The sequence below is a fragment of the Arcobacter rhizosphaerae genome (genome assembly GCF_049472155.1).
In the GTDB taxonomy this organism is placed as follows: domain Bacteria; phylum Campylobacterota; class Campylobacteria; order Campylobacterales; family Arcobacteraceae; genus Arcobacter_B.
Map to the genome: position 1 here is coordinate 192,622 of NZ_JBMOVW010000004.1, position 11,341 is coordinate 203,962.

The following is an 11,341-nucleotide window of genomic DNA, read 5'->3' on the forward strand; positions in this document are numbered from 1 at the left end:
TTACCTTTTATTCTTTTTTAGTTCATAAACATACGAGAAAATTTCTGCCAAAGTCTTATAAAATTCACTTGGAACTTCTTGATCAACTTCAATTTGATCATGTAATGCCCTTGCTAATGCAGGATTTTCAATAATTGGAATATCATTCTCTTTTGCAATGTCTTTAATTTTTATTGCTAAAAAGTCAATTCCTTTTGCAATCATTTTAGGTGCAGAATCTACAGTATTATCATATTTCATAGCTACAGCATAATGAGTTGGGTTCGTAATTACAACATCAGCATCTGGTACATCTGACATCATTCTTTTTTGAGCCATTTGCATTTGGATTCTTCTAATACGCCCTTTTACTTGTGGATCTCCATCCATATTTTTAAATTCATCTTTAATCTCTTGCTTACTCATCTTAAGAGACTTCATATAATAATGTCTTGTAAAATAAAAATCAATTATAGCAAAAATAATTATAATAAGAAGTATAGCTGCTAAAAAATAGCTAGTAAGCTCAATCATAGAATTAATAGTACCAAGTGTTTCTTGATTCATCATAGCAAGCATCATTTCACCTGTGAAAAGAAATAAAACAACCATCACTGCAACAATTATTAAAAGTTTCATTGTTAATTTGAAAGCTTCTATTAACTTCTTTACTCCAAAAACATTTTTCATTCCCTTTATAGGATCTAGTTTTTGTAAATCAAGTTTTATAGGTGTTACAATCATTCCAAATTGTACCCAGTTAAAAACTAATGCTAAAATAAATACTAAAATAAACATGGGAGCTAAAGCTTTTAGTGTTGCCATTGTTACAGAATAGGTTAAGGAATAAAAAATTGTATTATCCATTTCTTGTCCTATTAAACTATAACAAAACAACATTAGTTTTTTTATTTCCAACATTGAAGATGATGAGAAAAAAAGTAAATATAAAGAACCAAAAAAAAGTATAGCAGCACCCGTTACTTCCATAGACTTAGCTACATTACCTTCCTTTTTAGCATCTTCTATTTTTTTGGGTGTGGGTTCTTCTGTTTTATCATCTTCATCAGCCATATATTATCCTACTATTGAAACTTTGAAAGGAAATAATTTGTAAAAGTTTCTGTAAAAACTTCCATTCCAAACATTAAAAATAAAAAAATTAAACCAAACTTCATTTGAAAAGTAATTACAAAAGGAGAAAAAGCTGGCATTGACTTTGTACCATACCCATAATATAAATCCATAATAAAACCTATAAAAAATAATGGTAATGCAAAGGCAAAAGCAAATGTAAACATTCTTTTTACCTCATCAATAGCTAATTGTATTCCATCATAAGAAAAAATATCAAAAGAACCTAAATGAACCATAGAAAAACTTTTTACTAGCATAACAATAGTCATTTCATACATTCCTGTTTGGAAAAATAAAGCCACAATTATCCAATATAATAACCTTGAAACTAAGCCCTCTTGTGAACCAGTAGAAGGGTCAAACATCATTGCCATTGATAAAGCAGTTGAATAACCTACAAAATCACCAATAATCCTAACTGCTGCAAACATAATTTGAAAAAGTAAAGAAGCTATTGCTCCTAAAGTTATTTCTGATATTAATCCTAAAATAAAAGTATCTTGAGTAATAGCTGTAGTTACATCAACAACAGGAAATAAAAAAACAGTTATATAAAAAGCAAATGCTATTCTTATTCTTACACTAACAGCAGCATCTCCAAATATAGGCATAAAAGCAACAAATGCTAATATTCGTCCAAGCAAAAGTAAAAATTCATAAACTACATTTTCATTTAGTAACGATAGAAAAGCTTCCATTTAATACTTACATATAATCTAATTTTTTATCATCAGTTTTATTATTTTCTCTTGCTTCTAATATACTTCTTGTATCTGAACTATTTTGTGTGTTTCTATTTTGATTTTTTTCTTCTTGATTATTTGATTGATTTCCACTATTTTCATTTGAATTAAAATCTAGGTTAAAAGTTGTTTCTTCACTGAATGTTTTATTTAATACATTTCTTAAACCACTTTGATTATCTACAAAAGCTTCTAAAGTAGAATTATTTGAAATATTCATACTAATACTTATAGCATTATCTTTATCACTTTTCATTACAATAGCAATTGAACCTAAATTAGAAGGATTTAAATTAATTCTAAATGCAGTAACAGGAGGCTTATAGTTTTCATACATTTGTCTAGCTACATCAGACATCATTGTTGACATCTGCTGTCTTGCTCCAATTATTCTAGCTTGAATACTTTGAGCCAAAGATGGATTAACATTTACAGTTACTTCCTCAACTTTTGTCTGTGTTGAACTATTTACTATTGTTTCAGTAGCTTTTGAAAGATTTGCATTATCAATACTTTTATTAATAATATTTCTAATTTCATCATTTTTAACACTATTACTCATAGCAAGTTTATCTAAAAAGTTTCTTCTATCAGTATATGCACTATCATTTACTTTTATTTCTTGCTGTTTAGATACGTCTACCTCTACTTTTTGAACATTTAAATCAAGTTTATTTCCACCTTGTTTTACATCTTCAATATTTTTAGCATCTTTTACTTGATTTATAGCTTCGCTTTTATTTACTAAAGAACTTTTATTTGCATTATTTCTTTGAGTACTTAAATAAATATTTGTTAAAAACTCTTTTGAATCATTGGTATTTTTAACAACAGAACTTTGATCATTTTTATTTATTTCTATGTTAGATTTAACTTCATTAATAGTTTTCTTTTCATTTAACTGCTTACTATCATCAACTAATTTATCAAGCAATGATTTTTCTTCTTTTTTTACATCACTTTTTAAGCTATTTGTATTTTGCTCAATATCCTTTTTTGAGATATTAATATTTTCATTATTATCTTGAGTCTTTAAAGAAGCAAGTTCATTTGCAACTTTTTTATTTTTTACTTTGCCTGTTTCTTCAAATAAAGCTTCTTTATTAGTACTTTCATTTTTAGACTCTAATACATTTTCTTGATTAGTACTTATATTTTTATTCTTAGAAGTAATATCTTTTTCAATATCTTTTACTTCTACTTTATTATCTTGTGTTTCTACTTTTGAATTAGCCACTTTACTATTGTCTTGACTAACTATTTTCTTTTCATTTTCAATTTTAACATTAGTTGTTAAATCACTTTTTTCAAACTTATTATTTTGAATAGTTTCAGATTGATTTAAACTCTCATCTATATTATTTGTTTCATCTATTTTCAGAACTTTTGAAATATCTTTATTTACTTTGGATTCAGTAGTTTTTTCTTCATTTTTAGTATTTAAAATACTCTCTTCATTTTCATTTATTTTTTTTACATTTTTATTTAGATCTATCTTTTCAATTGTTTGCTTCTCTTGCTTTTGCTTATCAATTTTTGAAATATCTTGACTATTATTATCTTTAGTATCCAGTTCTTTTAATAAATCATTTACTTTTTCATCTTTATTATCAACAAGTTTTTTTGAATCTATTTTAGAATCATCTTTATTTAAATCTTTTTTTATTTTATCAATATCTGATATATTTTTTCTAGAAGATTTCTCTTCTGTATTACTACTGTCAGTTTTTTGATTTTCTTTAATATTTACAAGTTCAGAATTTTTATCACTAAGTTCTTTTTTATCTACTTTTTTTTCTTTTATAACTTCATTTGTATTTTCTAATTTACTTTGTTTATCTAAATTATCAATTTTATTTTGTTTTTTTAAGTCTTTTATTTCTTCTTTAACTTTAGCAGTAACATTTGTTTTATCTTCATTTTTAGAAGATATTAATTCTTGTGTTTTTGATATATTAGTTTTTTCTTTAGAGTCTTTAATATCAAATTGATTATTTTTTTCTTGAGTTTTTGCTTCAACAATTAACCTATCAAGTAAAGAAGATGATTTTGGTGATGTATTTTGTTTTTGATTTTCATTATCTTCAACTTGATTTGTTTCTAAGTTTATGCTCTTTTTATTTTCTAAAGTATTACTCTTTGAGTTCTCTTTTTTATTAGTATTTTCTTGTGTTAAATTTTGAATATTTGTTCTTTGTGTATCATTTTTTGAAGTTTTAACAGTAGTTTCATTTTTTTCTTTTATTTTTTCTTGAACTAAAGAAGTATTTGTTTTATCTTCTGTTTTACTAGTATCTTCTTTCATTCCACCTAACATAGAATCAAAAAGAGACAGTCCTTCTTTTTTTTCACCTTTTATAGAACTTTTGCTACTAGATGAGGCTTCATTTATATTTGTTTGTTTTGATAAAAATTCAACTTGTTTGCTCATAATCTATGCTTTCAAAATATCTAAAGTTTTAGTATCAATATTTTTATGGGTATTAAATGCTGCAACATTTGACTCATAAGATCTCATTGCTTCAATTAAATTTACCATTTCAATTACAGGATTAATATCTGGATAAGCTACGTAGCCATCTTCATTTGCATCAGGATGATGTGGTTCAAATCTCATAACTGGTTTTGCATCTGATTCAACAATAGATTTAACACCAACTCCTCTTAAAGCAACTTCTGTTTGTTCTTTACTACTCATTTTATCTAATGCTTGAGCACTATTGTTATTACTATTTGTTTTACCAAGTAAGATATCTTCAAAAACTACTTCTTGTTTTTTATAAGGTCCGCCTTGTTCTGTGTGCGTTGTTTTAGCATTTGCTATATTTGCACTAGTAATATTTATTCTTGTTCTTTGAGCACTCATACCAGAAGTTGCTACATTATATCCATCAAAAAAACCCATCACTAACTCCTATTATATTTGCATTCTCATAACTTCTTTATAGGCATTTAAAGCTTTATTTTTAACTTCTAAACCAAGTTTCATAGAAAGTTCTGCTTCTTCAATTTGCTGAACTGCTTGTTGAAGATTAGTTACTTTTCCACTTGCTATTTCTTCCATAGCCTTATAACCTTCTAACTGTTCTTTATTAACTTGAGATACTGCATCATTTAACATATTTGAAAAAGAATTATCTTTTTTATTGTTTAAAGGTGTATTATCTTTTAAAGAAAGGGGATTAATTGTGTCTGCAATTGAAGATATTTTCATCTAAATTCCTTTAGCTTACTTTTTGTTTTTGTTGTAATTTTTCTTCCGCTTTTACTATATCTTGTACATTTAATTCATTTAACATAGCATCTATTTTTTCTTCATTATAATTAAAATCTAATTCAGCTTTTCTATCTTCTAAACTAAAAAAAGAAATTATTAAAGATAACATCATATTACTAATACCTTTAAGTATAACTGTTACACCAATTATACCTAAAATCATTTCATAAGGAGTAAACAACTCAATATTAACTACAAAAAATATCACTGTAGCAAAAAAGCCAGTAGCAATGTATAATCTAAACACACCACTGTTTATAACATTTTGGGAGAATCTTTCTACTACCATGTTACTCTTTTGTTTTTAACAATAAAAAAAGTACAAATATTAATATGTTCTTGCACTTTGATTTACCTTTAGTGAATATTTTCTAATAAATAGTCAATTATCACCTGCAATTGTTTAGTAGAATCATCTTGAATAAACTCTTTTGTAAAAAGTTTTCTCAATCTTCCAGTCGTTGAAATGTTAGCAGATGTTGAAACGTTACCTATATATTTTACCATAAAATCTTTACTTAGTCTATTTTTTTTTGCCAAATTAACTAAGGAATTTACAATAGTTTTTCCAATTTGGTAACTATTAGTATGGTTAAAACATAACATAAGCTTACTTTTATCATTGGATAGCATTTTTATCAAAGAATATACATCTGTTAAAGCACTTGGATCTGTTGTTGTTATTGCTAAAATATTATCTGAAATTGATAAAAATTCCTTTACATAATCATTTAATCCAGCACCAGTATCAACTAAAACAATATCAAATTTATTTAAGGCTATTACATCCTCTACAATTCTTGAAAAAACAAATGAATTAGAGTGATTTGAATACTGATAACCACTTTTCCCTGCAACTAAAAATAAATCCTCATATTGTGTTTTTAAAATAACTTCGTCTAAACTTCTCATACCATCTATATAATCGAAAAGCGTAACTTTAGGTTTTATATTTAATAATACTTGCATATTTGCTAAACCTATATCTGCATCTATTACAGCTACTTTGAAACCTCTTTTTGAAAGAAGAAAAGCCATATTTGCAGTAAAAGTTGATTTACCTACTCCACCCTTTCCTGATGTAACAGTAACAAGTTTAGTTTTTGAAGCATAGTTACCTCTTGCTTTATTAGTTAAGTTCACAAGCTTACTAGCTTGCGATGAAATTGCGTCGAACAAACTCATCTCCTAACACATTCATTATTCATAAAACAATCAATTAAAAAAGAACTATCCGAAACAACTAAATCATCAGGTACATTTTGACCAATAGAAAAATATGTTATTGATTTTTTTGTCTTATGGGCAAAAGATATTAAATTACCAAAACTTTTTGTTTCATCTAATTTTGTAAAAGTTAAATAATCTATATTTAATCTTGAATAATTTGCATATATTTCCAATAAATCACTTTGTTTAACATTTGCTGGCATTACTAATATTTTTTCAATTGGTAATTCTTCAACTTTTTTTTGATAATCATTTATCATTTCAATTTTATCAACATCGTATTGACTAGAACCTGCTGTATCGATAAAAATATAATTACAATCTTTTAACCTAAGAAGCGCTTCTGCTAAATCTTCTGGCTTTTTCACAACTTCTAGGGGTAATCTCATTATATTAGTATACGCTTGAAGTTGTTCAATTGCTCCAACTCTAAAAGAATCTAAGGTAACAATACCAACCTTATAGCTTTGACCTAATTTATAAGCATATCTAGCAGCAAGTTTAGAAATAGTCGTTGTTTTTCCTACTCCTGTAGGACCTACCATCATAATAATTTTTCTTTGATGTTTTCGCAAAGGCATTTCATACTTTACAGGAATAATTCTTCTTAAAATTAATTTGAAAAAATCATTTATTTTTTTAGGATTAGACTTTAATGAAATTGGTAATTGCTTAATTGTTTTTTTCATTATTGTGTATGTCATTTCTTGATCAAACTCATTTTGTTCAAAAAGATTATAAATATCTACAAATTCATGGGGAATTGTTAAATCATAAAGCTGACTCTTAGGATTCCATAAGGATTTTTGTACAAGTTCAAGTTTTTCTTGCATTTTAGAGATTTCTTCTTTAAAATCATAAACTTGCGTTTGTATTGGCTTTGAATCTTGTTGATATTTTTTTGTAATTGCAGGTTTAGCATAAACAGAACTATTTTTATTGTCTTCATCCTCTAATGCAACAACAACTTCATACATATTTTTCCCTGCATCATGAGCATTTGCTATTTTTTTTGTAGAGATTACAATAGCTTCTTCACCACACTCTTCTTGGGCTAATCTTAATGCAGCAGTAGGTGTTTCTCCTAGAAAAGAGAGCATATTCATTTTAATCTTCCATCTTTGTAGATTTTTTCAATTGTACCATCTGCTTTTTTTATTCTTATAAAGTCATCATTTTCGTAAATAATTCTACCTTTTTTCTCTATTTCTAAAGCACCAAATTTAAATGTAACACTCTCTTTTTTATAAAGTTTAACATTTTTTTTACAAATGATAGAGCCATCATTTATATAATGTCGTGTGATATAATCATTTTCATTTATATCTTTAATAGTTAAAGGGACACAAGACTTTCTTATTTTATTTACATTTATAAGTCTTAGTTTTGCTTTTGACAACTTTTCTTCATAAGCAAAAGATTGTTTTGCTACAAGTACTGTAATTGCATAAGAATGAATAGATAATAATATAAGCAAAATACTATGCTTTAACATCAAATATCTGTCCTCCATTTACAGCAGAAATTTCATCAACTAAATCACTATACATTTGTTTTACTGGTAATACTATTGATGCTAATTTTTTATTTAATTCATAAAGTTCTCTTAATTTATCTTCAAGACTATCAACCTGTTCTCTATAAATATTAACATCAACTCCTTCTTTCATTTCAGATATAAGCTCTCGATTTAAATCTGACTTTAAAGAAGCAATATCATTAATCAATTCATGTTTAAGATCATTTCTTTCTAATAAACCTTCATTATTAGCTTGTCTAATATCTTCAATATCTAAATTAATAGCATTTTTAAGTTCTTCAACTTGTTGTGTAATTTTTTGTACTACTTCTTCAACCACAAGTGCTCCTTATTTATTATTTCTTGATAAAAATTCATAAAGCATATTACTAATTCCCAAACTTCCAGTAGAACTATCAGATACAGCTTGTGTATACATACCTTTAATAATATCAGAACCAGCTGCTTCACCTGCTACTTTTGTTGATTTCAATGATATATCCATAATTTGTTTTAAAAAGAAAGCTTCAAACTCATCGCTTACTTTTTTTAGTTGTTCATTTTCTAAATTATCTGTTTTTATATTATCAAATTTTTTCGTATTATTAATTACAGACATATCTACTAAATTATTGCTATTAATTTCCATTATTCCAACCTATCAAAGAAATTTTCTTCACTTAATATATCATCTTGCTTCTCTTGAGCAAAAAATCTCATTTCTACTCTTCTATTATCAGCTGAAACCTCACTTTTTGGATGAAAAGATGAATATGCTGAAACTTTTAATATTGAAGGATCTATTCTATTTTTTATAAGTTCTTTTACAACAGAAATTGATCTTAAAGCTGAAATATCCCAACCATCTCTTGGTATTTCATTGTTTTGAAGATTATTTCTATCTGTATGACCTACAATTTCAATATTAAAAGTTTGAGGCATTGTTCTTATTACCCTAGCTATTTTTGAAACAAAGTTTTTAGCCGCAGGATTTGTTAAATCATATTCACCCTCTTTAAACATAATTGTTGAAGGTATATCTAAAGTAAATTCATTCTTACCTTTTTCAATATTTACTTCTTGTAATTCACTCATTGAATTTGCATTTATTTCTTGAACAATCTGTGCCATTTCTTCTGCAGCATTTTCTGCCGCTTCTTGACTAGACCCTTCACTATTATCATCTTCTGAAGTACTTTGAGCAGTATCATGTTTTTCTGTTTGTGTTTCAACAGAAGTTGTAGTATCAATAAAGCCCATTGCCTTTTTCATTACTTCAAAATATTCTTCAACTTTTTTCTTATCCATAACTGCCATGGATAAAAGAAGAATAAAAAAAGTTAAAAGTAATGACATAAGGTCACCAAATTGTACAAGCCAACCTGGTAAACACTTAGGGCATTCTGGACACTTATCTTTTCCCATAATTTTACTCTTCTACGTCTGTTAAAATTGCATTTAATTGCATTTTGATATTACCGATTGACTCTTCTGCTGCAATCATTGTTGTTCCTTTAATAATTACCTCACAAGCAACCATTTCTTTTTCATGTTTTTGTGTTAATTTACTTTCAAAAATACCTGCAATTAAAGTACCAACTAAAGCTCCATACATTGTAGTAAGTAAGGCAACAGCCATTGCAGGACCAACAGCAGCAGGATCAGAAAGGTTTGCAAGCATTGCTACAAGACCAACAAGAGTACCAATCATACCCATTGCACCTGCTGTACCACCAATATTTCCAAAAATACTAATCATGGTTTTATGTCTTTTTTCCATGTGTTCTAGTTTATATTCAAGTAAAGGCTCAAGCACTTCTGCTTTTGTACCATCAACTAACAGTTGGAAACCTTCTTTAAAAAAAGGATTTGTTTCTTCCATAACTTTTTGTTCAATCTGCATAACACCATGTTTTTTAATTTCTGTAGCATAAAATATAATCTTCTCAACTAGTTCAGGTAAGGGCTCTACTGGAACTTCATTAATTGCAATTTTCATAGAAGCACCTACTCTTTTTAAGTCACTTGCTTCAAATTGTCCTGCTGTAACTGCTATTGTTCCACCAAATACAATAACAACAGATGGTATATCAATATAAGGTCCAAAACCAACTCCCCCTAAGATGATAGCAAGAGCAACTAGTCCCCATCCACCACCAAATCCAGCTAAGGTACTTTTATCCATTATTTACATCCCTATTTGACTTAATCTTAAGTCTTCATTTCCAATTTTTTTGATTTTTAAACCAAATTTACCTTCAACAATTACAGCTTCACCCTCACCAATCTTTACACCATTAACTAAAACTTCTAAAGGTTCATTTACCATCTGTTCTAATTCAATAATTTCACCTACATCCCATTTTAATATATCTTTTAATAATACAATTTTTGTTCCAAGTCTTACACTAAGTTTTAATTTTACATCATAAAGTAACTCTAAATTTCTTGGTGGTTTATATGTATTTTCAACTGAACTTTTCATATTTTGAACAGGTGCTTGAACACTAGGAGAAGAAGGTTCTTCTACTGTTCCTACTGAATTACCAACTATTGTAGAGAAGAAAGGTAGAATGATTTCATCGAAACTTAAAATTAAAGGAAGTTTTTCATCTCCTAAAGCTATAATAAATTCATAACTATTATTTTTTGCTTCTAAAACATCTAGTTCTACAATTTTTGAACCTACAACTTCAGCTTTTATAGATTCAACATCAGCAAAACCTTGTGCATTAACTGCTGTACAAAAACTTCCACAAATATTTGAAATAATTTCATTTACAGCATCAGTAATTTCATCATCAATATGTTCTTTTAAGTCACCCATACCTCCTAGCATTAGGTACTCAAATTTTGTAGCACTTATTGTAGGCACATAAAAATAACAAGTAGAAGAGATAGCCTTAAAATCAAATTTTACTTCAGCTTCAATAAATTGAGAAGATTCATAATTTTCTATTGCTAATGGGTTTACTGTTTCAACTTGTGAACTATTTGATAATAATTGCTCTAATGTATTTGCAAGTTCATCTTTAAATATATTTGATAAATCTGAAGCCAATTAAACTAACCTTATTTTTTATTTTGTGTTTCTTCTAACTGTTGAAGGATAAATGCTTTTACTTTCATCATATCTTCAGTAGGATATTTATACTCAGCATCACCTTTTGTAATTTTTACAAAGAAGTCTTTTGAGTTTTTGTTGTATCCAAATCTTATATTATCTAGAATTACTTCATTTGCTTGAATTTCTTGTTTACTTCCAAGTGTTTTTTTATATTCTTCATCTTTGATGACTTTGTTTTTTTCACTTGTTTCGTTTATTTTTTCAATTTTCTCAACGTTATTTAATTTTGCGTTGTCAATTTCAGCTATTCTACCAAGTTCCATATCAGACTCCTTGAAAGATACTATTTTTAGATATTATAGCAGAAAAAAATTTAAATAATTAGTTCT

Annotated in this window: 15 protein-coding genes; all 15 read right to left on the reverse strand. The window is 27.1% G+C overall.

Features of this window, described 5'->3' with window-relative positions; translation table 11 throughout:
- Nucleotides 1-1,053 (reverse strand): flagellar biosynthesis protein FlhB, encoded by a 1,053-nt coding sequence (gene flhB / locus ACH5BH_RS08400; protein ID WP_404305618.1) that lies wholly within the window; start codon nucleotides 1,051-1,053, stop codon nucleotides 1-3.
- 11 nt (nucleotides 1,054-1,064) lie between these two features.
- Entirely contained in the window at nucleotides 1,065-1,814 is a 750-nt protein-coding gene (locus tag ACH5BH_RS08405) for a flagellar biosynthetic protein FliR (protein ID WP_404305620.1), read from the reverse strand.
- Between the two features lie 7 nt (nucleotides 1,815-1,821).
- Complete coding sequence (locus tag ACH5BH_RS08410; protein ID WP_423298059.1) at nucleotides 1,822-4,290, reverse strand: flagellar hook-length control protein FliK; 2,469 nt, start codon at nucleotides 4,288-4,290, stop codon at nucleotides 1,822-1,824.
- A 3-nt stretch (nucleotides 4,291-4,293) separates the two neighbouring features.
- Nucleotides 4,294-4,764 (reverse strand): flagellar basal body rod protein FlgC, encoded by a 471-nt coding sequence (flgC, locus tag ACH5BH_RS08415; protein ID WP_404305624.1) that lies wholly within the window; start codon nucleotides 4,762-4,764, stop codon nucleotides 4,294-4,296.
- 12 nt (nucleotides 4,765-4,776) lie between these two features.
- Complete coding sequence (gene fliE / locus ACH5BH_RS08420) at nucleotides 4,777-5,073, reverse strand: flagellar hook-basal body complex protein FliE (protein ID WP_404305626.1); 297 nt, start codon at nucleotides 5,071-5,073, stop codon at nucleotides 4,777-4,779.
- A gap of 10 nt (nucleotides 5,074-5,083) precedes the next feature.
- Entirely contained in the window at nucleotides 5,084-5,425 is a 342-nt protein-coding gene (locus ACH5BH_RS08425) for a hypothetical protein (RefSeq protein WP_423298060.1), read from the reverse strand.
- A gap of 68 nt (nucleotides 5,426-5,493) precedes the next feature.
- A complete protein-coding gene (locus ACH5BH_RS08430) occupies nucleotides 5,494-6,321 on the reverse strand; it encodes a P-loop NTPase (RefSeq protein ID WP_423298061.1) in 828 nt (275 codons plus the stop codon).
- A complete protein-coding gene (gene flhF / locus ACH5BH_RS08435) occupies nucleotides 6,318-7,472 on the reverse strand; it encodes a flagellar biosynthesis GTPase FlhF (protein ID WP_404305632.1) in 1,155 nt (384 codons plus the stop codon). The genes ACH5BH_RS08430 and flhF overlap by 4 nt, the downstream gene beginning before the upstream one ends.
- Nucleotides 7,469-7,861, reverse strand: coding sequence for a hypothetical protein (locus ACH5BH_RS08440; RefSeq protein WP_404305634.1), 393 nt, complete (start codon nucleotides 7,859-7,861; stop codon nucleotides 7,469-7,471). The genes flhF and ACH5BH_RS08440 overlap by 4 nt, the downstream gene beginning before the upstream one ends.
- Complete coding sequence (locus tag ACH5BH_RS08445) at nucleotides 7,848-8,225, reverse strand: hypothetical protein (RefSeq protein ID WP_404305635.1); 378 nt, start codon at nucleotides 8,223-8,225, stop codon at nucleotides 7,848-7,850. Before ACH5BH_RS08445 ends, ACH5BH_RS08440 begins: the two co-directional genes overlap by 14 nt.
- 9 nt (nucleotides 8,226-8,234) lie before the next feature.
- Nucleotides 8,235-8,534, reverse strand: a complete 300-nt coding sequence (locus tag ACH5BH_RS08450; RefSeq protein ID WP_404305637.1) for a hypothetical protein — start codon at nucleotides 8,532-8,534, stop codon at nucleotides 8,235-8,237.
- Complete coding sequence (locus ACH5BH_RS08455; RefSeq protein ID WP_404305639.1) at nucleotides 8,534-9,310, reverse strand: OmpA/MotB family protein; 777 nt, start codon at nucleotides 9,308-9,310, stop codon at nucleotides 8,534-8,536. Before ACH5BH_RS08455 ends, ACH5BH_RS08450 begins: the two co-directional genes overlap by 1 nt.
- Nucleotides 9,311-9,314: 4 nt before the next feature.
- Complete coding sequence (locus ACH5BH_RS08460; RefSeq protein ID WP_404305641.1) at nucleotides 9,315-10,070, reverse strand: motility protein A; 756 nt, start codon at nucleotides 10,068-10,070, stop codon at nucleotides 9,315-9,317.
- Between the two features lie 3 nt (nucleotides 10,071-10,073).
- Complete coding sequence (locus tag ACH5BH_RS08465; protein WP_423298062.1) at nucleotides 10,074-10,946, reverse strand: FliM/FliN family flagellar motor switch protein; 873 nt, start codon at nucleotides 10,944-10,946, stop codon at nucleotides 10,074-10,076.
- A gap of 11 nt (nucleotides 10,947-10,957) precedes the next feature.
- Nucleotides 10,958-11,275 (reverse strand): flagellin, encoded by a 318-nt coding sequence (locus ACH5BH_RS08470; protein WP_404305645.1) that lies wholly within the window; start codon nucleotides 11,273-11,275, stop codon nucleotides 10,958-10,960.
- Nucleotides 11,276-11,341 lie beyond the last annotated feature (66 nt).

Coding starts and splice junctions, on each gene's coding strand:
- flhB (WP_404305618.1), bottom strand. CDS start 1,053: ATGGCTGATGAAGATGATAAAACAGAAGAACCCACACCCAAAAAAATA.
- ACH5BH_RS08405 (WP_404305620.1), bottom strand. CDS start 1,814: ATGGAAGCTTTTCTATCGTTACTAAATGAAAATGTAGTTTATGAATTT.
- ACH5BH_RS08410 (WP_423298059.1), bottom strand. CDS start 4,290: ATGAGCAAACAAGTTGAATTTTTATCAAAACAAACAAATATAAATGAA.
- flgC (WP_404305624.1), bottom strand. CDS start 4,764: ATGGGTTTTTTTGATGGATATAATGTAGCAACTTCTGGTATGAGTGCT.
- fliE (WP_404305626.1), bottom strand. CDS start 5,073: ATGAAAATATCTTCAATTGCAGACACAATTAATCCCCTTTCTTTAAAA.
- ACH5BH_RS08425 (WP_423298060.1), bottom strand. CDS start 5,425: ATGGTAGTAGAAAGATTCTCCCAAAATGTTATAAACAGTGGTGTGTTT.
- ACH5BH_RS08430 (WP_423298061.1), bottom strand. CDS start 6,321: ATGAGTTTGTTCGACGCAATTTCATCGCAAGCTAGTAAGCTTGTGAAC.
- flhF (WP_404305632.1), bottom strand. CDS start 7,472: ATGAATATGCTCTCTTTTCTAGGAGAAACACCTACTGCTGCATTAAGA.
- ACH5BH_RS08440 (WP_404305634.1), bottom strand. CDS start 7,861: ATGTTAAAGCATAGTATTTTGCTTATATTATTATCTATTCATTCTTAT.
- ACH5BH_RS08450 (WP_404305637.1), bottom strand. CDS start 8,534: ATGGAAATTAATAGCAATAATTTAGTAGATATGTCTGTAATTAATAAT.
- ACH5BH_RS08455 (WP_404305639.1), bottom strand. CDS start 9,310: ATGGGAAAAGATAAGTGTCCAGAATGCCCTAAGTGTTTACCAGGTTGG.
- ACH5BH_RS08460 (WP_404305641.1), bottom strand. CDS start 10,070: ATGGATAAAAGTACCTTAGCTGGATTTGGTGGTGGATGGGGACTAGTT.
- ACH5BH_RS08470 (WP_404305645.1), bottom strand. CDS start 11,275: ATGGAACTTGGTAGAATAGCTGAAATTGACAACGCAAAATTAAATAAC.